General features: G+C 34.6%; 19 protein-coding genes, 1 pseudogene and 2 other annotated features. Of the genes and pseudogenes, 2 read left to right on the top strand and 18 right to left on the bottom strand.

The window, feature by feature from the left end:
- Positions 1–149: 149 nt before the first annotated feature.
- The 10 genes from brnQ to AN959_RS08340 form a co-directional block, all read right to left on the bottom strand.
- Positions 150–1472: a branched-chain amino acid transport system II carrier protein gene (gene brnQ / locus AN959_RS08385; protein WP_082460887.1), complete on the bottom strand. Its 1323-nt coding sequence runs from the start codon at positions 1470–1472 to the stop codon at positions 150–152.
- A gap of 166 nt (positions 1473–1638) precedes the next feature.
- Positions 1639–3003, bottom strand: a complete 1365-nt coding sequence (locus AN959_RS08380; RefSeq protein ID WP_056829844.1) for a sigma-54-dependent Fis family transcriptional regulator — start codon at positions 3001–3003, stop codon at positions 1639–1641.
- 103 nt (positions 3004–3106) lie between these two features.
- Positions 3107–4054, bottom strand: a complete 948-nt coding sequence (locus tag AN959_RS08375; protein WP_216598634.1) for an aminoglycoside phosphotransferase family protein — start codon at positions 4052–4054, stop codon at positions 3107–3109.
- Positions 4055–4143: 89 nt separating this feature from the next.
- On the bottom strand, positions 4144–4950 hold the full coding sequence (locus tag AN959_RS08370) for a YitT family protein (protein WP_056829839.1): 807 nt from the start codon (positions 4948–4950) through the stop codon (positions 4144–4146).
- 565 nt (positions 4951–5515) lie between these two features.
- Positions 5516–6319, bottom strand: coding sequence for a DUF4097 family beta strand repeat-containing protein (locus AN959_RS08365; RefSeq protein WP_056829837.1), 804 nt, complete (start codon positions 6317–6319; stop codon positions 5516–5518).
- Positions 6320–6468: 149 nt separating this feature from the next.
- Entirely contained in the window at positions 6469–7044 is a 576-nt protein-coding gene (locus AN959_RS08360; protein WP_056829835.1) for a 1-acyl-sn-glycerol-3-phosphate acyltransferase, read from the bottom strand.
- 80 nt (positions 7045–7124) lie between these two features.
- Positions 7125–8021 carry an aminoglycoside phosphotransferase family protein gene (locus AN959_RS08355; RefSeq protein WP_056829833.1) on the bottom strand — a complete coding sequence of 299 codons (897 nt, stop codon included), beginning with the start codon at positions 8019–8021 and terminating at the stop codon, positions 7125–7127.
- 147 nt (positions 8022–8168) lie between these two features.
- On the bottom strand, positions 8169–8540 hold the full coding sequence (locus tag AN959_RS08350) for a hypothetical protein (RefSeq protein ID WP_056829831.1): 372 nt from the start codon (positions 8538–8540) through the stop codon (positions 8169–8171).
- A gap of 95 nt (positions 8541–8635) precedes the next feature.
- Positions 8636–9121, bottom strand: coding sequence for a tetratricopeptide repeat protein (locus AN959_RS08345; protein ID WP_056829829.1), 486 nt, complete (start codon positions 9119–9121; stop codon positions 8636–8638).
- Between the two features lie 17 nt (positions 9122–9138).
- Entirely contained in the window at positions 9139–10035 is an 897-nt protein-coding gene (locus tag AN959_RS08340) for an N-acetyltransferase (RefSeq protein ID WP_056829827.1), read from the bottom strand.
- Positions 10036–10200: 165 nt separating this feature from the next.
- On the opposite strand from AN959_RS08340, the gene AN959_RS08335 reads away from it, so the two are divergent.
- On the top strand, positions 10201–10839 hold the full coding sequence (locus AN959_RS08335; RefSeq protein ID WP_056829825.1) for a LysE family transporter: 639 nt from the start codon (positions 10201–10203) through the stop codon (positions 10837–10839).
- A 96-nt stretch (positions 10840–10935) separates the two neighbouring features.
- A complete protein-coding gene (locus tag AN959_RS08330; RefSeq protein WP_172794335.1) occupies positions 10936–12177 on the top strand; it encodes an MFS transporter in 1242 nt (413 codons plus the stop codon).
- A gap of 47 nt (positions 12178–12224) precedes the next feature.
- Here the strand turns inward: AN959_RS08330 and AN959_RS08325 are convergent, their stop codons facing one another.
- The 8 genes and pseudogenes from AN959_RS08325 to ileS all read right to left on the bottom strand — a co-directional run bounded on the left by AN959_RS08325 (position 12225) and on the right by ileS (position 21749).
- Entirely contained in the window at positions 12225–12494 is a 270-nt protein-coding gene (locus AN959_RS08325) for a YqhV family protein (protein WP_053589571.1), read from the bottom strand.
- Between the two features lie 263 nt (positions 12495–12757).
- A pseudogene (locus AN959_RS22020) lies at positions 12758–12907 on the bottom strand (transposase); the annotation flags it as partial.
- Positions 12908–12964: 57 nt separating this feature from the next.
- Positions 12965–13756 (bottom strand): tryptophan synthase subunit alpha, encoded by a 792-nt coding sequence (gene trpA, locus AN959_RS08320; protein WP_056829824.1) that lies wholly within the window; start codon positions 13754–13756, stop codon positions 12965–12967.
- On the bottom strand, positions 13753–14955 hold the full coding sequence (gene trpB, locus AN959_RS08315; RefSeq protein WP_056829822.1) for a tryptophan synthase subunit beta: 1203 nt from the start codon (positions 14953–14955) through the stop codon (positions 13753–13755). The genes trpA and trpB overlap by 4 nt, the downstream gene beginning before the upstream one ends.
- Entirely contained in the window at positions 14942–15562 is a 621-nt protein-coding gene (locus AN959_RS08310; protein ID WP_056829820.1) for a phosphoribosylanthranilate isomerase, read from the bottom strand. Before AN959_RS08310 ends, trpB begins: the two co-directional genes overlap by 14 nt.
- Positions 15559–16350, bottom strand: coding sequence for an indole-3-glycerol phosphate synthase TrpC (gene trpC / locus AN959_RS08305; RefSeq protein ID WP_056829818.1), 792 nt, complete (start codon positions 16348–16350; stop codon positions 15559–15561). Before trpC ends, AN959_RS08310 begins: the two co-directional genes overlap by 4 nt.
- A complete protein-coding gene (gene trpD / locus AN959_RS08300) occupies positions 16347–17378 on the bottom strand; it encodes an anthranilate phosphoribosyltransferase (protein WP_056829816.1) in 1032 nt (343 codons plus the stop codon). The genes trpC and trpD overlap by 4 nt, the downstream gene beginning before the upstream one ends.
- 177 nt (positions 17379–17555) lie before the next feature.
- Positions 17556–17773, bottom strand: a binding site (T-box leader).
- Between the two features lie 886 nt (positions 17774–18659).
- On the bottom strand, positions 18660–21749 hold the full coding sequence (gene ileS / locus AN959_RS08290) for an isoleucine--tRNA ligase (RefSeq protein WP_056829813.1): 3090 nt from the start codon (positions 21747–21749) through the stop codon (positions 18660–18662).
- Between the two features lie 53 nt (positions 21750–21802).
- Positions 21803–22045: a binding site (T-box leader), on the bottom strand.
- Between the last annotated feature and the right edge of the window lie 607 nt (positions 22046–22652).

Here is a 22652-nt window from a genome sequence, read left to right as displayed (position 1 = left end):
AGCATTACCAATCACTAGTTGTTTTAATCTTTTTTAACTAGAATAAGAATAAAAAAATACCAAGAGTTCATTTCACTCTTGGTATTTCAATATATATATTTTCACTCAGAAACTCTTACATAAAACACCTAACATGCGAATTTTTATGTTTATTCTGCTTCTATAGGTTTAGTTGGTTTAATTGAGTCATTCTGTTGATCTTTAGACTTGTCAAGAATTGTGCCAATAATAAAACCTACGATTGCTGGCACTAACCAGCTGAATCCATCTGAGCTCAATGGTAATTTTGTAACAAATGTCGATAATAATGGAACTTTAACCCCTAAAGAACTAACTGTTTCTATTAAACTAACGATAAATGTTAATAAGATTGTTCCTCTAAATGAACCAGCATTTGGTACAAAATTTCGGAAAGTACCTAATATAACTAATACGATTGCTACGGGATATAAAGCTGTGAAAATTGGCATTGTATAATTCACTATATTTTCGACACCAAATGAACCGATAACTACTCCAGTAACACAAATAATTAAAACCCAAGTACGATAACTTAATTTTTCTTTAGTAAGATCATTCAAGAAATCTGCAATTACTGCAACAACTCCAATAGCAGATGTTAAACAAGCCAATGCTATAGCGATTGCTAAGGCAATTGCACCAAAACCTCCAAGTGAAATATCGATTAACGCAGATACTAAAGCTGTATCTCCAATATCAGTTGGGAATAATCCGCTTCCTGATGCTCCAAGAAATAATAATCCACCATATACAACGAGTAATCCTAACCCGGCAATAATCGTTCCAGTAATAGCCATTCTACGTGCTTGTTGTCCCTTATACCCATAACTAGCAATAGCCGCTATAAATATAGGCGCACAAAATATTCCTGTTACAACATCTCCAGTTTGGTAAGCACTAATAAAAGCATTTGAAAAAGCATTTTTAATATTTGAGACTTCCGGTATACCAATTGGATCAAAAATACCTTTTCCTACGATAAATAGAAGAATAATGACTAACAAAGGTGTAAGGACTTTACCAATCTTATCGATTACATTTGATTTATCCATAGCAAAGTAAAAACAAATAGCAAAAAATACTATGATAGTCACAATGGAAGGAACGCCTGGAAACAATTGATGAACACCAAGTTCATGCGTCGTTGCAGACATACGTGGGATTGTAACGAACATTCCAATACCAACCATTAATAATAAGTTAAATACTTTATAAAACCAAGGGCTAATTGGTCTCGTTAAATCTTCAAATTTCCCTCCAGCATTTAATATAGCGATCACTGCTAGAAGCGGCAAAACGATTCCTGTAACACAAAAACCGATTAATGCTATAATCCATTCACTTCCAGAAGCGTTACCAATGGAAGGCGGAAAAATTAAATTACCTGCCCCAAAGAATATTGCAAATAAAGCAAATCCTACTAATAAACTATGTTGAACTGTTTTACTCATTTTTGACCCCTCTTTCATAAAACCACTTTGAAAACCCTTACAAAATTAACAAGAAATCAAGAGCAGTTCGTCTATTTTTAATTTTCTAATAGTTATCCTTATAATAATTAATTAGTGACAATAATAAAAGGAGGTAAATTTTTCACCCCCTTTTGTAAAAATATTTTTACCTTAATTCATATTTTTCCATTTTGTATTTAAGTAATTGTTTGGATATTCCTAGTCTTCTTGCTGTTTCGGCTAATTTCCCACCAGTATGCTGTAGCTCAAGAACAATCAAACCTCTTTCATATTCCTCCACTTTATCTTTCAAATTTATAAGTTTATCTGATTTTAATATATTTACCAATTTATTTTTGAATTTCGAAATTTTTGAAGGTATATCATTCAGAGTAATATTTTTTGTACTTGCATTATTATAGGCTGTTTCAATAGCATTCTTTAATTCTCGAACATTTCCTGGCCAGTTATATTGCTGAAATACAAGTAAAACATCGTCTTCTATATGATCGATTTTCATTTGCATATGACGATTATAAAATTGAATATAATAATTTGTAAGGACTCTAATATCCTCTTTTCGCTCTGCCAATAAAGGTAAGTCTATTCGGAAAACGCTTAAACGGTAATACAAATCTTCCCTTAATCCCTTTTCACTTACTAACTTATCTGGATCCTCATTTGTAGCAGCAATTAGACGGATATTCAAGTGAATATCCTGATTACTTCCAACTCTTCTGATCGTTTTGTCTTCAATTACTTTTAATAGCCTCGCCTGTAGTTTAATATCCAATGCGTTCACTTCATCTAAAAAGATAGTCCCGCCATTAGCTTGCTCTAACAAACCAGTAATAACCGGTGTTAAAGTCGAACTATCTTTTTCGGTCCCAAAAAGAATTTTTTCCAAGAGGTCCTCATGGATTTCCGCACAATTTATAGATATATATGGCTGAGTATATCGAGTACTTAAATTATGTATAGATTGAGCAACAATCTCTTTTCCGGTCCCAGTTTCTCCATAAATAAGAACGGTTGAATCAGTATTGGAAACTTTGCTAATTTTATTTTTTACTTCTTGCATAACAGTACTTTCAGAAATTAAATTATCGATTGTATAGATTGTATTATTTTTTCTATAAATTTTATGATCAGCAAATCGTTCAAGCTTCTCCATATCTTGTTTTTCGTAAAAATGCTTAGAAAATTCGATAGCCCCTATAATTGAATCTCCTTTCTTTATAGGAAAGGTAGCGCTTTTTGATAGATAAGAAAAACCATTCGTTGATGTCAATCGTTGTTCTATATTCCATAACGCTTCACCTGTGCTTAATACGGTCATTAAAGTACTATCTTCATTCGTAAAGTTTTGATAAAAAGATGTAACATTTTTTCGCAAAAACTCTTCTGGTCTAAGACCGAGTTGTTTTAAGATATTTAAATCTGCCAGATCGTAAAAAATTGTTATCCCGTTTTCATCGACTATTAATACATTGTCATAATCAGACAAATGATATATTTCATTGATATTCATATATTTGCCCGTCCTTTCTTTACTAAGCAACTCGAGAAGATTGGGATCAACTGAGATACAATATTTTCTGTTATTATAGTCTATTTAGATGTAGCGTAACCAATTATATGATACCCCTTAGTTCGTTAAACCACTGCGCGCATGTAAAAGAACGTTTCCATTCTGGATCATTATCCTCTATTCCCCAACATGCATATAAAGTAGACATTGTAAAGCCAGCTTTCAAAAGCCGGTCTTTGTCCAAATTCATCTCATCACAAAGAGAAACCACCCTATTCTTAAAGAATTGCTGAGGATTTGGTTTATCAAACAACTGATTCGTGAGAAAAGAAATTAAATCAAAATAGGTATCACCAATTACTCCTTTTGGATCAATAGCAATCCAACCGTAAGCTTCCGAAAATAAAATATTTTCATGATGTAAATCTCCATGCAATAGTTCATTACCTTTAGAAGAATCTGATATTTCACTATAGAAAGTTTTTGCCAAGTAGATATAATCATTTGATATTGGTCCCTCTTCAATAGAATAGGTCTCTAAATATCGATCAAATGCACTTAGCCAATTTTTTATGAAAGGATGATCAGAATTTCCTTTGATCGTTCTCCGAATCTCCATCCATACTTTAGCAAAATACTTAATAGCCTCCTGTTCCTCCACTGTATTTAACATAGTTCCAGGAAGTAAATGCTCTAACAGCATTACACCTTTTTCAGCATCGGCATCTAATAATTTTACACACCCCTTACCGTTATAAGTTTGGAGTGTTCGAATCTCATTCTTAAAATCGTAATCTGGAACACCTAGCTTTAAAATGGCAGGGTTTCCATCTTGATCTTTTACTTTTAAAACATAATTATAAGACAAATTATCGACTGGCCCCTCTGAAATTAGGTTCCATTTATGTAAAAATTCATTTATGGTCGTCTCCAAGGAATATAAGAATTCCTTTCCGTTTTCATCAAAAGCCCCTATTATTTTTTTCTCAAATCTTTCTGGGTACATACTATATGAAAACTCCTTTTCCCTAATTTCATTTTCAATTTTCATTTTAAAGTGTAACCCTATTCCACGAAACAGCAAAGACAAAAATGAGTAAATAAAAAAAGCTGATACCTTGGGTGGCATCAGCTTTCAATTTAATTCCTAGCAAATTTTCCGTCTACTTCTATTGTTTCAAATATGTTAATGAAAGCATTGTTATCATGCCTACGTACTATTTGTTTTATTTGCATAGTTTCGTATCGGGTAACGACCATCATCAAAATTTGCTTCTGCTCTAATGTATAACCACCGTATCCATCAGTAATTGTTACACCACGATAAATCGTAGTCAAAAGCTCTTTTCGAATCAGTTCCCCTTGTGTAGTAACAATTTGCATCGTTAATTTTTCATGATTCGTATAAATGGTGTCCACCATTTTTCCAGTAAGATAAATAGATAAAAGTGTATATAAAGCAATTTCCCAGTTAAAAATCGTACCAGATATTAAAACAATCAGTCCATTCATGGCAGTTAGTAACATGCCAACACTTACATTACTCATTCTTGATACAATAATGGCAATGATATCTAAACCACCTGAAGTACCTGAGTACTTTAAGATAATTCCTACTCCAAGTCCCCCTATAATCCCACCAAAAATAGATGATAGCAAAATGTTATTTGTAACTGGTTCAGTTGGTATTATATACAAGAAATAAGAAAGAGAAACAACGCATAAAAGCGTATTAAAGGTTATCATTTTTCCAAGTTTAAAATAACCTAAAATGATAATTGGTAAATTTAGGGCAAAGTTCAAGATACCAGTATCAAATGGTGTAATTATTCCAAGCAAAATAGCGATTCCACTGATTCCACTACTCAAAATACCATGCGGAACTAGGAAGCAATTGAAACCAAATGCTATAATGAGTGAACTGATGATAATTATTAAGTTTTTCATAAAATTAATACTCCTTCTTACCTTTTCATAAAAAAACTCGCCCTCATTAAAGGACGAGTTTTCACATCTTTTACAGGTTTTATTCATTATAAATTTAGATAGAATTTAATTTATCAGAGAAAATTAAGCAAGTCAACAAGAAGAAGCCGATAGATTTTAATCAATAGATCAGACTCTCGACAAAAGGTATCGAGTGGTCTTTCTCTCGATACCTTTTGCCAATAATTATGTATTTTGGCGAGGAAAAAACCAAGCTTAAGTTTAAGGAATACTTTTTGAGCATTTTTCCTTATACTTAAGCTCGTAGCCATTTCAAAGTGGTGAGTTTCTTCAAATTCAAGGCAGCAAATGTAAATCCATAACTTATATCATTGTAATTATCCAATATAACGATTGGAGCGGAAGCGGCTCGGCCCCGCCCGCGGAAAGCGTCCGCCGCGAGCGGAAATCGTAATTCTATTTATCATTTTTTTTATTTTAATAGAAAAAAGACTATAGAAAAACTCAAAATCCTTAAAGTTTGTCTACAGTCTTACCTATAAATTTTATACTCAAACATTTTTTGCTATTTTGTATTTTTAACCGTAATTTTTCCGTTATCTGTTTCTAACTTGATTAAGTTTTCACCGTTTCCAAATATAGATTGTTTGTTGGATGAACCGAAGATATCAATCTTACCGTTATCTACATTTGCATCAATTGTAGCATTTTGAGGTTCTTTGTCAGTTTGTATTTCAATAAATCCATTATCTGTTTCCAACTCAATAGATCTTTCTAAATTAGTTGAAAGAAATATGATTCGTCCATTGTTTGTTTCCGCTTTAATCTTACCATCTACTTCTTCCATTAGTATCTGTCCATTATCAGATTCAACATTTACGTTCTCTGCTTGAATATCTTTTAATTGGATAGAACCATTGTTAGTAACTAGAAATGCATCTTTGAAATGCGCATTATCCACTATGATACGTCCATTTTCCAACTCTGTTTTTAACTCATTGTATTCTTTTTCTGGTACATATACTGTTAACTTAGTATTTAGAGAGGAAAAACCAAACTGAATGAAATCCCAGCGTTTTTCTATTAATTCAATTTCCAACGTATCTCCTTTTACATCAGCGGAAAAATTGTATTTCGTTCTTTTTTTTGATTTTCCAGAGAATACAACTTTTGCTTCTTCGCTTTTCGAAGGTAAAAGTTCTACAGTAGCATTATCAGACGTTATCTGAATATTGTTGTATGATTGATCTTTCACAATTATTTCGTCTGATTTCAGCACGAGTGTATCTTTTAAGTTCAAGACAATATTAATTGCTGCTCCCGCCAATAAAATAAACAATGATATGATAGCAATTTTCTTTAGATTCATCTTCTATATCCCCCAATTAATGGTTTACTTGTTATAACCTTATTATACGGTAGGCAGAAATCATTCCAATGGCCTGAAGAAGTGAAATGATCTCAGCCTTAAGACGTATTTAAAAGTACGTATATAATTGGAGAAACTAAGTTGAAATACTAAATCTGTTGTTCTAATTCTTTCGTTTTTTCGTTTAATAGCTCTGTATATACGGTCAATTCTTCTTTGTTATTGGTTTTTATATATATTGGTTCACCGAAGATAATCGTTGCTTTTTTCATATTCCATAACTCTTTTAGTGTACGCGGTCCAACGTAAAGTGCAGGAATAATTGGTGCTTTAGCTAAATTGCTTATCGTAACAGCACCTCTTTTTAAAGGCACTTCCTCAGCAGTGCGTGTGCCGCTCGGAAATATTCCAACTACTTCTCCAGCTTTTAATAATTTTACAGGTTTCTTTATGCTGCTTGGAGAAGTATTTTCTCTGTCCACAGGAAATGCATTTATTTTTTTCAAAAATGAACCAACTATTTTATTTTGAAAAAGCTCTTTCTTTGCCATAAAATGAATCGGACTTGGGATACACATCCCTAGAATTACTATTTCTAACCATCCTCTATGTGTACAAGTAACAATATATCCTTCGTTTTTAAGTAACAAATGCTTGTTTTGAACCTCTACTTTCCCAAACAACCGTACAATTATTTTTGCTAATGTTAATGTAAATCGATACATAATTCTCACCTTTTTTATCATCTAGTTTTAGTACCTAGTGCTAATTATAAAGAATAATTTTAAAAAAACTAGACTTAAGGTTAAAAATAATTAGGTTTGTTGTACCATTTAGGAACGTCTAACGTAAAATTGTCAAACTGATCTAGTGTAAACCTTGTATATCCTTGAAACTTCTCCAACTGTTTAATTGCAATTTCATGGCCCCATACTTCTGCAGACACAATATGCATTGCTGCATACAACCGATGTAATTCCCAAAAAGAGAAAGGGATCTCCTCCATGTTGTGATAACCATCCACTACTCCACATGAATAGGCTTTACTTGTCTGTACATTAAAATATTCCATCTTATAAAATTCATTGATAGGATCTGCATATCGTATTTTTTGCATATCAATTAAGCCTGAAAATCGGTTTTCATCGATTAATATATTACCAGGATGAAAATCATAATGTTGAATACTACTTGGTCGATTTTTTAATAAATGAAGATTTTCCTTTATAAATGGCAATATGCATTTATATTTAGGATTTTTTCTAACAATTTCTTCAAACAGCGGTGCTTGTCTAGCTATTCTATTTCCCCGTGTTTCATCCCAACTTGGATACCCTACAGGAGCTGAAATACTATGCATGTTCTTAAGTGTCTTTCCTACCTGCAGGCCAATTTCGTATTGAGTCGTTTCGCTTTTAATCGGCAAGGCAGTTTCCCCATTTTCTCCATTTATATAGTCCAAAATCATATAGGCTTTCCCATTAAAAACTCCGATATTATGTACAAATGGAATATGGGAATCGAGTGCATGAACAGCATTTATTAGTTCCGCTTGCATTTCTAACTTTTTTATATCTGTTTGTGGAGAAAAACGAAGTAAGTATATTCCATCTACACACCATTTCTCGTCTTCCGAATAACCTTCATCTATTTTTTGATAAGATGTACATTTTTTTAGAAATGGAATATCTTGTTTAAACATCATTTACCTCCTTCTAATTTTGTTTTTTAAAAATTCCAACACTAGCATTAATATTACTAAATTATTACACCCAATGACACAACAAAAAAACCAATCTGCTCTTCTTTTAAAAGAAAAGAGACTGGCTTTTGAATGAATCCGAATTTTTTATACAGCTTTCAAATTCAAGAACACGTTTATAGCAAACATAATAATGCTGAACACAACTAATACCCCACCGATTGCTGTAAAAACAGTTGCTATTTGAGCTCCATTTAATATTAGAACTGCCAAAGCTATCATCATCATAGGAAGCCCAATATTGCTGCTCCAGAAGTGTAACTTAGCATACAAGTTGTTGCTTGTACTTGGGAATAAGTGATACACAAAACCAGCTAGAGCAAAAGAAGCCCATCCTATCAGATTGATGTGTACATGTACTCCTTTTAATGCATAGTCATGCACCATAGACATGTAAAGACCTAAGATCACCCCTATGGCAAAATAAACAACCGAAATCTTAATAAATTTAATACCCATTTTTCTCGTTTTCCTCCATTGAAATAGAATAATAAAATAAGTGCTTATACATTCTATTTGGAGAATAAAGTGAGTATTCTTATCACAGTTACTTATTAATTCCACGTATCATCTAATTTATCTGAATAAAAACGGATCGCTTTTTGGTAACGTATAATCTCTTCATCGTTTGTAGAATCCAGCAAACTGGATAGTAGTATTTCCATAGCCTTATTATGTTCGTTTAGGTTGTAAAGAGTCATCGAGTAAAATACTTTTAATGCCTTATTGTTTGGGAACAAGTTAAGCCCTTTAAGAAATATCTTTTTTGATTTCTCGTATTCTCCTAATGTTCTATATGTACTTCCCAAGCCTAATATAGCACCTTCTAATTCTTCTGTAGGGAGTCCATATTCAATCGCTCTTTCGTAATAGGGTGCAGCTTTTGCTTCTTCCCCTAAAACATCAAAGCTCCAGGCACATTGATATTGAAGTATAGCATCAGTAGGAAATGCTTCTGCTAACTTGATCAACAACTGATTTGATTCCTTATTCTTTCCTTCTTCTCTTAATTTAAGCGCAATCTCCATTATTTCATTCAACTTTTGTTCCTCCAGGGTTATGTAGATGGGATTTCTTTTTTTAAATAAGTTAATTCGTGTTTAACTTGAAATCCAGAAGCTTTGTATAAATGAACTGCTTTTTCATTTTCTGCTCCAACACATAAAGTAATTTCGATTAATGAATCCTTAAAGATTAGATGATTTAAAGCCGCTCGTACAAGCTTTGTGCCAACTCCTTGTTTTTGATATTCAGGATAAACCGATACATATTCTATCGAGCCTTCTCCATGTTTTGGGTCAGGGTCAGCTTCAACATACACATATCCTTTTATCCCTTCATCTTTATCCTTGTAAATTAATAAGTGGTTATAATCATTTATGCGACTTATGATTTCATCCGCTTTAAAATAAGTGTCTGGAAAAGATAGTTCATGTAGATTTACAAAAGAATCATAATAGGATGGACCATAATAAATAATCTCTTGTTCTTCTTCACAAACAATGTTATCTGCACTTGCATGCAAAATATAATAATTTCCATTTTCGATGCCATTCATATCCAACACAAATTGTCTTACTAAGGTGTTTTCTGTATTTATAAAAAATGAATACTTTTTTACGGTCTTTTGGTTTAGAATAGACAGCTTGCTCCATAATTGAGTTGCTATAACTTGAAACCTCTCTGGATCTTTAACATAAGGACCCCACACTTCTGCCTGTTTATTTCCTTCGTCTATATCAAGGCCTATTGCTCCTAAGATTTCCTTATTTTCATATGCGACAATGAACGAATTTGAAGATTCTAAAACAGAAAAATCGCTAAGAAGTGTTTGGTAAATTTCATTTTCATTTTCTCCACAATAACCAATATGGTAGTTCGAATTACTATTTAAGCTTGCTAGAAAGTGTGCCATTTTTTTTAAATCTGTTGGAATGGTAAATGTTATTGTCAATTTCTAACCCTCATCTGAAGTGATATTTGAATTCTCTGAAATTATTTATAATTTTAGAATAACAGAAACAACAAAAAATTTTCATTATTATTTTCTTTGGAGTAGTCGTATAGCTCGTTCACTTTGAATATGATTCTAAGACATCACATTTCGGAGGGCTAATAAATGAATTCTTTAATTACCTATTTCCTATTAGGTGTTTCGTTAGCAGCACCTATCGGCCCTGTTAAGGCAACATTATTAAATACTGGTATTAAAAATGGGTTTTATCATGCTTGGTTTTTTGGTTTAGGTGCAATTGTAACAGACATACTTTATATGCTAATGGTATATTTTGGAGTAGCCCAATTCATTGACTCTCCCTATATGAAGACATTTCTTTGGTCTTTCGGTTTTTTTGTCTTAACGTATACAGGGATTGAAAATATCATGACTCTCCATACTATATCAACGGATCCAAAATTTCGAAAAGTGATCCGTTTAAGACACTCTATTTTAGCAGGGTTCTTAATGGCTCTAATGAACCCTTTAACTATTCTATTTTGGTTAGGAATTTATGGTTCGATACTTATTGGGGGAAATGGGAATTTAACTGGATATGAAGTGATCATTTACAGTTTAACCATATTAGTCGGTATCTCTTTAGTAGACTTAATAATGTCTATCCTATCGAGTAGCACGCGAAAAATCTTATCGAGCCCTTTTTTGAAAATTATTTCCCTTATCTCCTCGTTATCCATGATTGGATTTGGAATATATTTTGGTATTCAAGCTTATCGTTCCCTTATAAATTTAATAAACTAAATTAACTATTTTACGTTTTTTGTAAAAATATTTTCAAGGATAATACGTTGGTGCATGGGAATCATACCTGTAACAATAAGAAGTTGAGGTGTGATAATGAATAATATAAACAGAGGGGATTCACAGGTTAGTGTATGGTGTATCGTCAGCTTGGCATCAATCCCCCTCGTCATGACTCTTGGAAACTCCATGCTTATACCCGTACTACCTATTTTAGAGAAAAAAGTTGGAATTACATCTTTTCAATCCAGTATGATCATAACAAGTTATTCAATTGCTGCAATTTTACTTATTCCCGTAGCAGGTTATTTATCTGACCGTCTGGGAAGGAAAAAAATTATCTTACCGAGTCTTATTCTTGCACTTATTGGTGGTCTGATAGCTGGATATGCATCATGGAAAATGGAGAATCCTTTTACATGGATTATTATAGGAAGGATTCTACAAGGAATTGGAGCATCTGGAGCTATGCCAATCGTATTACCACTAGTCGGAGACTTATATAAAGATGATGATGAAAAAACAAGCTCGTGTTTAGGAATAATTGAAACTTCGAACACCTTCGGAAAAGTGTTAAGTCCTATCTTAGGATCTGTTTTTGCAGCCATTCTATGGTTTTTACCGTTCTTTTCTATCTCTTTATTCAGCTTGATTTCCATTATCCTAATATTTTTCTTTGTTAAAGTGCCAAAAGATTCCGATGAACCTGTAAAACTCAAAGAATTTATTGGTAATGTAAAGAAAACATTCAAAAAAGAAGGTAAGTGGTTATTTACCGTATTTCTTAATGGAGCTTTCGTAATGCTTATATTATTTGGAGTTCTTTTCTTTTTATCCGAGATGCTAGAAATAACACACAACATAAAAGGGATTAAGAAAGGTTTCGTAATTGCTATTCCTCTACTGTTACTTTGTATTTCATCATTTATTACCGGTAGAAACATTAAGGGTGATATTAAGACCATCAAAAGAATGATGGTACTAAGTTTGATTATTACCTCTGCAAGTGTCGTCTTCGTCGGTTTTGTAAAAGAAAAACTTATTCTTCTATTAATCGTAACGAGTATTGTAGGTATTGCTATAGGTGCACTTTTACCCGTTCTAGATGCAATTATAACTGAGAACATTAGAAAAGAAGAACGTGGAACAGTCTCTTCTTTTTATAGCTCTGCAAGGTTTATAGGTGTTGCTGCTGGCCCTCCTATCATGTCCTTAGTAATGAAAAACTACCTCAATATAAGTTATATTATTGGAGGGATCATTGGCCTTCTTCTTTTATTTTTGGTATTTAAATACGTTAAAGTTGATGAGTTTGAAAGCAAATCGACGTCAAAATAAATAAAAGGATCGAACAGCTTATTACGCTGAAGCGATCCTTTTTATATTTAATCTGACTTTAAACTAAAAATGATAAGGAATATTCCTGCAAAAAGACAAATAATTCGTGTAAGAGATATTTTTTCAGCTAATCCGGATAGTCCAATTGCTGTAGTAACGATTAAAACAGTTGGTCCAACTAGAGCAAGTAATGTATTAATATAAAATGCTTTTTCTAAATCATTAAATTTTAGCATAAATAAAGCAGCTGTTATTTCTATACTTCCTGAAATCAATCTTAGTAAAATGATAAAAAATAGCGCCTTTTCTATTAAAATGAATACCCGCTCCCCAACTTATTATAACCCACTACTATATATATACGAGTTAATACAAACGATTATGCAAATTAAAAAGGTGCTAAATCTAAAGTTGGGGTGTGGTAATATTGTTCAAATAATTTCACTGCACCCTTTCTTGATAATGGCGCGATGATTTTCGCTACGGGTCGGACGCTTACCCCGGGCACGGCTTCAACTAATTTTTTTCAGCTCGTGCTGTTCCCGGTGGTGTCGCCTCCCTTTCGCTACAAACAAAGCTGCTATCCAAGATGATTTCCTACTTTTTTATATAAATGACTAAGTAAAATCTTCGCCTTAAAATACTCGAACTTACGATAACCATCGTCATTTCCATTAATAACTTTTGATGAATTATTAATACCTTCCAAAAAACCATTCGAATAGGCAAATTCATAATTATTTAAATCTCTACATGCAAATTTTTATAAGTATTAATCGTTGATAGATTATGATATGGAAACTTGTTTTTTGGAAGCTTGTATAAGCTCGACTATTTTCTCCTTGTTATTCAAGTGGAACGCTTCTACTATTGCACTTCCTACAATTACACCATCTGTAATAGCACCCATGGATACTACTTGTTCTGGCGAGGAGATTCCGAATCCTGCGAGTACTGGAATAGGACATAGTTCTTTTAATAATATTAAATGTTGCTCTAGCTGTTCATCAAAACCATTTCGAACGCCAGTAATACCATTTACAGTAACTGCATAAATAAATCCTTCCCCTAATGCAATAATTTTTGCAATACGCTCAGGTGGGCTTGTCAAAGATACTAGCGGAACTAGTGCTATATCAGTATCTTGAAGGGACGCTCTTAGTTGATTACTTTCTTCGACAGGTACATCTGGAACGATCAATCCAGCAATACCAATTCGTTGACAGTCTTTCGAAAATGTTTCTAAACCATAACTTAAAATCGGGTTGAAATATGTCATTAATATAAGTGGAATATGAACTTTTTCATGAAAAGAATCTAACGCTTGAATAATTAATCGAAGATTTGTACCATTGGCAAGTGAACGTTCTCCAGCTCTTTGTATGGTAGGACCATCTGCTACAGGATCAGAAAAAGGAATTCCCACTTCAATGGCAGTTGCTCCATTTTCTTGAAGAAAGAGAATTTGCTCTTTTAATAATTCAAGTCCTCCGTCACCAGCCATTATATACGGAATAAACGCTTTTTCACCTTTTGAAAGTACTGCCTCAATTTCCGCTGTTAGTTTTGTTTTAGTCATTTCCCTGCACCTCCTAACGCATCTCGTACTGTTTGAACATCTTTATCGCCACGTCCAGATAAACATATTACCAAAATTTGGTCTGCATTCATTTCCTTCGCTAATTTTGCAGCAAAATGAACAGCATGAGAACTCTCTAAAGCTGGAATAATACCTTCCTTTTTTGAAAGTAATTGTAGGCCTTCGAGTGCCTCTGAATCTGTTACAGATGTATATTTTACACGTCCAATATCATGTAAATAACTATGTTCAGGTCCAACTGCTGGATAATCTAAACCTGCTGAAATAGAGTGTGCTTCTTGGATAAATCCATTTTCATCCTGTAAAATATACATATATGCTCCATGCAATACGCCTTCTTTTGCTTCTGCAGTTGCTGAAGCATGTAAACCTGAAGCGATACCACTTCCACCTGCCTCTACACCGTATAAAGATACTGTATCATCCTCAACAAAAGGGTGGAACATACCGATTGCATTACTTCCGCCACCTACACATGCAACTACAGCGTCTGGTAATCTTCCTTCCTTTTCGAATATTTGCTTTCGAGTTTCAACACCTATTACACGTTGAAAATCTCGAACAATTCTAGGAAATGGATGTGGCCCAAGGGCAGAACCTAAAATATAGTGGGTATCTTCTACATTGGATACCCAGTACCGAAGTGCTTCATTGACAGCATCTTTAAGAGTTCCTGAGCCTTGATCAACTGAAACGACCTTCGCCCCAAGCAACTCCATCCGAAATACGTTTAATTCTTGTCTACGTACATCTTCTTTTCCCATAAAAACAACGCAATCCATATCGAATAATGCACATACGGTTGCAGTTGCAACCCCATGCTGACCTGCTCCTGTTTCTGCAACAATTTTATTTTTCCCCATACGTTTTGCAAGTATTGCCTGACCAATCGTATTATTGATCTTATGTGCTCCTGTATGGTTTAAATCTTCTCGTTTTAGGTATATTTTTGCTCCACCAAGTGATTGTGTAAGTCGTTCTGCAAAATAAAGAGGTGTTTCACGTCCACTATATTCCTTTAAATAGTAATTCAATTCTTCTAAAAAAGAAGGATCCGCAATTGCCTCATCATACGCTTGTTCTAATTCATTTAATGCGGTCATCAATGTTTCAGGAACGTACTGTCCGCCAAAACGTCCATATCTACCAGCTTTTACTTCCTCATTAGTTTTGACCATTTGCTTCTCTCTCCTCATCTTTAACAGCTTTAATAAATGCTCGAATCAGCTCGCTATTTTTTCTACCGTCTATTTCTACCCCACTTGAGACATCTACCATATAAGGATTTACACGTTTTATGGCCTCTTTCACATTTGTAGGATTTAATCCTCCAGCTAATATTATCTTTTCTTGCTTGACCTCGTGCCCTTTCATTAATCGCCAATCAAACACAATACCACTACCGGCTTGGGGTGCATCAAACAATAAAAAATCTGTGTCATACTGCTTGGAATGCTTAACATCTTCCTCACTTCGTACAGAAAATGCTTTTATGGAAGGGTAATTATGCACTTGAATAAATTCTGGCGTTTCAATGCCATGATACTGAACTATATCTAATGCTACTTCCCTTACAGTATCTTCTAATTCCTTAGCTGTTGGGTTAACAAATACCCCTACCTTTAATACGCCCACCGGAACCTCTTTAGCTAGTTCTTTTGCCTGTTCAATCGTAAGTTTTCGTTTACTTGGTGCAAATACAAAACCAACTGCGTCAGCACCAGCATCAATCGCTGCTCTTACATCCTCTTTTTCCATCAATCCACAAATCTTTACTTTCGTCATTTGGCTATAACACCACGCTTCACTTGTAAAGAACTTATTGCATTTTTGATATCTCCACTTCTCATAAGCGATTCTCCTACAAGGACACCACTCGCTCCATATCCTGCAACTTTAGATGCGTCCTCAGAAGTCCAAATACCACTTTCACTTATTAATACACGTTCCTCATGGAAAGGAAAGATAGATGCAATTTCTTCGGTACGAGCTAAATCGACCTCAAATGTACGCAAATCTCGATTATTTACCCCAATAAGCTTCGCATCGAGCTGTAGGGCACGTTTCAATTCCTCTACATCATGTACTTCCATTAATACTTCAAGCCCTTGATCTATTGCATACGAATAAAGTTTAGCTAACTCTTCTTCGCTGAGCGCCGCTACAATAAGTAAAACAACAGAGGCACCTGCATTTTTAGCGTAATCTATTTGAATAGGATGTATTACAAAATCTTTACACAATATTGGGATTGGCACAATTCGAGCTACCTCTTCTAAATCAGAAAAAGTTCCTTGGAAGAAGGGTGTATCAGTTAATACGGATATACAAGCAGCTCCAGCTTGGTAATAGGCTGTAGCTTGTTCGCTAGGATTTACACCTTCTGCTATCAATCCCTTCGACGGGGAAGCACGTTTTATTTCCGAAATTACTTGTAAATGATTATTTTGATACATAACTTCAAAAAGTGAAGGTCTTGTGATTTGTATATTTTTCTTTTGCAAATTCTCTTTTAACATTTCCTCAATTTGGTCCTTCTTCTTTTCTAGAATCTTATCTAAAATAGTTGTCATGACACAACCTCCTGCACAACCGCTTTTTCACTGAAAGCTATTACTGCCTCTAATTTTTCTAGCGCTTTTCCAGATAGAATAGTATCAGACGCAATTTTAACTCCTTCTTGGATAGAGCTCGCGATGCCGGTCGCAAAGAGGCCGATACCACTATTAAATAGGACTGTATCTAAATAAGGACTACTTTCTCCCTGAAGAACTTTTCGCATAATTTTTGCATTTGCTTCTCCGTCTCCTCCACGTATTGCTGTAACAGGGGCAGATGATAATCCAACATCATCTGGTGTAATGGTAAATGGGATAAGATCACCTTTGTCTACAAGAACCAATTTGTTTTTGCCTGCTAAGGATGCTTCATCCATACCTCCAGCTCCACTTACGACAATAGCTCTTTCTCTACCAAGTATTCGTAATACTTCTGCATATTCCATCGTGAAATCTGTTCTATTTATTCCTGTATATTGTGTTTTAAGTGCCACAGGATTCGTTAAAGGTCCAACTAGATTGAATATAGTTGGTTTTCCTATTTGCTTTCGCGCATTACTAATACGTTTTAACTTTGGATGAACATTCGGTGCATATAAAAAAGTAAGACCTTCTTGTTTTAACAGTTCAATTGATGCTTCAGCACCGATAGAAGGTTGAATTCCTATAGCTTCTAATACATCTGAGCTACCTGCTGCACTTGAGATTTTTCTATTTCCATGCTTGGCAATAGTCGCTCCGGCACTTGCTAGAACAAATGCTGATGTTGTACTAATGTTAAAGCTATTTAAACCATCTCCACCTGTACCACAGTTATCCATATACTCCCCAGGTGGTTCATTAAGCTGGATTGCCAAAGACTTCATTACTGTAGCAAGAGCAGCAACTTCTACAGCTGTTTCTCCTTTTTTCGAAAGAGCAATTAAAAAATCAACAATATCTTGTAAATTGGTGTTTTCTTGAAACATCAGACGAGATGCCTCCACCATTTCGTCATACAATAATTGCTCTTGCTTCTCTACTTTTTCAATAAAATCTCTCATCTCAATCTCTCCTCTTCTCATCTCAACTAATTTCTTATAATCAATATGCATTTGCATATCTGTGTCTCGATTTATTTAAAGTGTTGTTTCGTATAAAAAATCTGAGACAACTGCAAGTGCTTTGATTTCTAAAAAACAAAAAAAGCCCTCTTCAAAGGAATTCAGAAGAATCCCTTTGAAGAGGACGGTTTTGACCGCGTTGCCACCTCTAGTTGGAGCTTAATGCTCCCACTTCATTATCCTGTAACGTAGGAAATACGTCTACCTCTAAAACGAATAGTCGTTCTCAAGATAGCTCTCATAAGTCCATTCACACTAGATACAAATCAGTTCTCACCAACCACTGACTCTCTTCATTGCAAACTAATGCTACTCTTCTTATTCAAACAATTTCTCAGCTATGCTCATCTAGTCTCGGCTCGTCTGTTCAATGGGCGAAACCGCTCTCGGTTCCTTCTACCCGTTTCCGAACATAAAAGTTACTACTATGATAGTAGGAATACTTACAATTGTCAAATTATATTTTTATAATNTATAATAAATTATTTAATGTAGCATTTATTGGTTTGGAGAAGCGTTCGCTCGATTCCTACAGAAAAAGCTAGACAGACGTGACCCTGCAGGGGCCTAGCGAGTTACTGAAAAAATCCTCAATGAGATATCATGACAGTATGTGAACCAAAGTTTTCACATACTGATTTTTATGTTAGACCCGTTAAATTACGTTCCAGGCGGACGCGTTCCGCCGGCATGGCTTCAGCCGCTTCCTTCACTACGCTCAGTCCAGGGTCTTCACCTCATGCACCTGACGCTTCGCTTTCGGTGCAGAAAACATTTGCTATTCCGGCTGGAGTCGCCGCCTTCCACTCCAATCAACTATTATTTGCTTTTCAATTGGAAAACCATCATGCCATTAATAGAGCAAGTTTTTATCACTTATATTTCATTAATATTTATAGAAAATCGTTGAAAAAGGCGACACTCCTGCGGGAATAGCGTTAACCGAAGACCCCGCAGCGCAGCGAGGAGGCTAAGGTAAGGCCCGCGGAAAGGGAGCCGTTTCAACGATTTTCTTATTTATCGGTCGACATTATTTAGGAAAGTCAAATTCTCTATACTTTTTCAGCCCCATCAGCGTATTAGAGGAAGGAATGCTAAGGGCGCCTCGTCCTGAGGCGACGCCTTCATGACCAACATCGAGTTGGCCCAAGCGTGCTCACCACTCGCCCGCGGAAAGCGAGCGGTAAGCTTCTGAAAGCCTGATTTCTCTATCGCATCGTTTCAATTTGTTGGTTTAAGTTTTATTAATATTGTATGATTTCCTATTACAATTTCTGTACCAACCATTTCATTTTGAGTAAATGTTAAACTATTCATCAACAAGTTTTGTTGCAGCATATTCTTAAACTTTTCAATTACTCTTTGTAGCTCTTCATCCGTTTTTACTATTATATCTACACGCATATCGATTGGTAGCTTTAACTGTTTTCTATATGACTGTATCGCTCGGATTAATTCACGTGCCATTCCCTCTTGAATCAGTTCTTCAGATAATGAAAGGTCTAATGTAACTGTATAATCTCCACTTGTAGCAGAAGCATAGCCTTGCTTCGCTACTTTTTCAATCTGCACATCTTCTACTAAAACTTGTAATTCTTCAGCGTTTCTCATATTTAAATAACCAATTTGTATAAATTTTTTAACTTGTTCTTCGTCTAAGTTTTGTAGAAAAGTATTTATTGCATTCGACTGCTTTCCAAACTTCGCACCAGATTTTTTAAAATTCAGCTTTAATTTAGTAGAAACAAACTGATCATCATTATCTATCCGCCGGAATAGCTTTACATTCAACTCTTCTTTGATGATATCTTCGTATAAGTCCCAGTTTACATCTTGTTGCGAACTCATTAGAGATAAACTTCCTAATGGTTGTTTTATTTTCAATGAAGTTGTATTCCTTATACTCCTTCCTAACTCCACTACTTGAAGGACTGCATCCATTTCTTTCTCAAGCTTCTGATTTATGAAGTGTTCTTCAGATTTGGGAAAATCTGATAAATGTACACTTTTACCTGTCAAGTCCATAAACACATCTTCTGCTATAAACGGCGTTAATGGTGCTAATAATTGACTAGTTTTTGTTAAAACTTCATAGAGCGTTTTATATGCAGCTGCTTTGTCCGAATTCATGCCATTTGACCAAAATCGTTCTCGGGATCGTCTAACATACCAATTGCTTAGTTCTTCTAATAGCTTTGCGATTTCCCTTGCAGCGTTTGTAAAATGATAAGCATCAAAGTTCATTCGAGCTATTTTAATAGTGCTATGCAATCGTGATAATATCCATTCATCCAATTTGTTATTTTTTACTTCATATTGCGCATCTGGACTATAGTTATCCAAATTAGTATATAAAGAATAGAAACTATGCACATTATCTAATGTATCGACTAATTTGGATTTAGCCTCTTGTACAATCCGTTCTGAAAAACGTTTAGTATTCCATGGTGCACTGTCAACTAATAACGCCCATCTTAATGCATCTGCTCCGTATTTTTGAATTAACTCTACTGGATCTAGTGCATTCCCTTTACTTTTAGACATTTTTTGTCCATTTTCATCTAAAATATGACCTGTAGAAATTACACGTTTATAAGGTGCTTTTCCCGTAAATAAAGTGGATACGGCGAGTAAGCTGTAAAACCACCCTCGAGTTTGATCGATTCCTTCAATAACTACATCTGCAGGAAATTGTTTTTCAAATAACTCTTTATTTTCAAAGGGATAGTGATATTGTGCAAATGGCATTGAACCACTATCAAACCAAACATCAATTACTTCAGGTGTTCTGATCATCGTGCCGTTACAACATACACAATTCAACTTAATGTTATCTACATATGGTTTGTGCAATTCAATGTCATCAAAAGGCTGTATTGAGAGAAGTTTTAATTCTTCGATACTTTTGGGTGCAATTTCATGCTTACATTCCTCACATTCCCAAATATTCAGAGGTGTACCCCAATAGCGTTTTCGACTGATGTTCCAGTCTACCATCTGATCTAAAAAGTTTCCAAACCTCCCATGTTTAATATGCTCTGGCTGCCAAGTAACACTTTCATTATTACGTAAAAATTGATCTTTTAGAGCTGTTGTTTTGATAAACCAGCTTTCACTTGCATAATACAAAAGAGGCGAATCACAACGCCAGCAATGCGGATAACTATGTTCGTACTTTTCTTTATTGAAAAGTAATTCTCTTTCCGCAAGATTACGAACAATATCCACATCACAATCTTTTACAAACCTTCCTTCAAAGCCTTTTACATCAGAAGTATACATTCCTTTTTCATCTACAACATTGATGAAGGATAATTCGTTTTCTTTCACTACTTTATAATCCTCTTCCCCGTAAGCTGGAGCAATATGAACGATGCCTGTTCCACTTTCTGATGATACATAATCAGCCAATACCACTTTATGTCCTTTTTCCACATCAACAAAATTAAATAGAGGTATATAAGAAATATCTTTTAAATCTTCCCCTAAATGAATAGAAAGTATCTCAAAATCTTTTGTTAATACAGTGCTAACTAAAGCTTCCGCAACAATATATATGTTTTGCCCTTGTTTTGCTCGAACGTATTTCATCGAAGGGTTAACGGCCAATGCAACATTTGCTGGTAAAGTCCAAGGAGTCGTTGTCCATCCTAGAAAATATTCATTTTCTCGATCCGTTATTTTAAATTTTGCCGTAGCAGATAAGTCTTTCACAGTCTTATAACCTTGTGATACCTCATGTGAGCTAAGAGAAGTTTGACAACTAGGACAGTATGGAGAAACCCTATGACCTTTCTGAAGTAATCCTTTTTCATGAATTGTACCGAGTACGTTCCATTCACTTTCAATATAAGTGTTACTTAATGTTAAATATGGATCATCCATATTTACCCAATAACCTAGCTGTTCAGTAAAATTTCGCCACTGCTTTTCATAAGTAAATACACTTTCTTTACACTTTTCAATAAAAGCCTCTACACCATACTTTTCAATCTCGCTTTTCCCAGAAATGCCTAATTGCTTTTCTACTCCAAGCTCGACTGGTAAACCATGTGTATCCCAACCAGCTTTACGTATTACTTGATATCCTGTCATTGTTTTATACCTTGCAACGACATCTTTAATTGTCCGACCTAATGCATGACCTACATGAGGTAAGCCATTAGCAGTAGGTGGTCCTTCATAAAAGACAAAAGACGGGCTATCTTCTCTGTACTCAATGGATTTCTTAAAGGTTTCACCTTTCAACCATTGCGCTCGAATCCGTGCTTCTCTTTGTAGAACAGTTTCTTTTTCGTTCGATTTAACCATTCGATATCACTCCTATTTTTATTAATAAAACATACAAAAAACCCGTCCCTGTATAAAGGGACGGGTTTAACCGTGATACCACCCTAATTCTATTGGAACTCTCGTTACACAATAGCACTTAGCCACGTACAATCATACGTGTTCCTTTTAACGGTAGACACCCGGTCTCACTTACTCATTTTCAGCTCGACTTCTCAGAGAGGATTTTCATCTATGAACTGAACACCGACTTTCAGCATTTGCCGGCTCTCTTTGGAACAGTTTCAACAACTACTTTTTCTCATCAACGAATTTGTATGGTTTTATTGTGGATAAATTTAACATACATCAAATTGTTCTGTCAATTTAATATATGCTTAATTTGTTCCAGTTACTCAAATGATTTTCTAACTTTATCTACTCCAGTATTATTTTGAAAATAAATCAAAAAATCTGTCCATTCATCATTTTCAATAGAAAACTCTGATGAAACCATCCGATTTTAGTATATAGCCACCCGATTATTTGAAAGATCCAACCGATTAATCAGTTGAACCACCCGATTTTCCATGGGAACCATCCGATTCTCACTAATTTTACATAAAGATGAACCCAATTTATGTAATATGGTTAAAACTAACAAGACACTCATAAGTTTGTTGGAGCCAAGAGGAAGAATCTATTCAATGTCTCCTTCAAGCTAATGAGTGTCACGTTTCAGTACTCAAAATCTCTTCACTTGTAAAATTTTCAAATATACGAATTTTCTATAGTTGTTGGTCTTGGAGTTTCTTCTTCTACCATCTGTTTTGAATTAGTTGTAAAGCTCAAAGCTAAGATGGCCATGCTAGAAAGGGCTAAAAATACAATTCTCTTTTTCAATTTATAAATCCTCCCATTTATTAATAAATTTTTCTTTAAATA

Source organism: Psychrobacillus sp. FJAT-21963, from assembly GCF_001420585.1.
Lineage (GTDB): Bacteria > Bacillota > Bacilli > Bacillales_A > Planococcaceae > Psychrobacillus.
The sequence above is the reverse complement of the archived record's forward strand: the minus strand, read 5'-3'. Positions and strand labels throughout refer to the sequence as shown.

Excerpts from the sequence above, each read along its gene's own strand:
- brnQ (WP_082460887.1), bottom strand. The coding sequence starts at position 1,472 with ATGAGTAAAACAGTTCAACATAGTTTATTAGTAGGATTTGCTTTATTT.
- AN959_RS08380 (WP_056829844.1), bottom strand. The coding sequence starts at position 3,003 with ATGAATATCAATGAAATATATCATTTGTCTGATTATGACAATGTATTA.
- AN959_RS08375 (WP_216598634.1), bottom strand. The coding sequence starts at position 4,054 with ATGAAAATTGAAAATGAAATTAGGGAAAAGGAGTTTTCATATAGTATG.
- AN959_RS08370 (WP_056829839.1), bottom strand. The coding sequence starts at position 4,950 with ATGAAAAACTTAATAATTATCATCAGTTCACTCATTATAGCATTTGGT.
- AN959_RS08365 (WP_056829837.1), bottom strand. The coding sequence starts at position 6,319 with ATGAATCTAAAGAAAATTGCTATCATATCATTGTTTATTTTATTGGCG.
- AN959_RS08360 (WP_056829835.1), bottom strand. The coding sequence starts at position 7,044 with ATGTATCGATTTACATTAACATTAGCAAAAATAATTGTACGGTTGTTT.
- AN959_RS08355 (WP_056829833.1), bottom strand. The coding sequence starts at position 8,021 with ATGTTTAAACAAGATATTCCATTTCTAAAAAAATGTACATCTTATCAA.
- AN959_RS08350 (WP_056829831.1), bottom strand. The coding sequence starts at position 8,540 with ATGGGTATTAAATTTATTAAGATTTCGGTTGTTTATTTTGCCATAGGG.
- AN959_RS08335 (WP_056829825.1), top strand. The coding sequence starts at position 10,201 with ATGAATTCTTTAATTACCTATTTCCTATTAGGTGTTTCGTTAGCAGCA.
- AN959_RS08330 (WP_172794335.1), top strand. The coding sequence starts at position 10,936 with ATGAATAATATAAACAGAGGGGATTCACAGGTTAGTGTATGGTGTATC.
- trpA (WP_056829824.1), bottom strand. The coding sequence starts at position 13,756 with ATGACTAAAACAAAACTAACAGCGGAAATTGAGGCAGTACTTTCAAAA.
- trpB (WP_056829822.1), bottom strand. The coding sequence starts at position 14,955 with ATGGTCAAAACTAATGAGGAAGTAAAAGCTGGTAGATATGGACGTTTT.
- AN959_RS08310 (WP_056829820.1), bottom strand. The coding sequence starts at position 15,562 with ATGACGAAAGTAAAGATTTGTGGATTGATGGAAAAAGAGGATGTAAGA.
- trpC (WP_056829818.1), bottom strand. The coding sequence starts at position 16,350 with ATGACAACTATTTTAGATAAGATTCTAGAAAAGAAGAAGGACCAAATT.
- trpD (WP_056829816.1), bottom strand. The coding sequence starts at position 17,378 with ATGAGAGATTTTATTGAAAAAGTAGAGAAGCAAGAGCAATTATTGTAT.
- ileS (WP_056829813.1), bottom strand. The coding sequence starts at position 21,749 with ATGGTTAAATCGAACGAAAAAGAAACTGTTCTACAAAGAGAAGCACGG.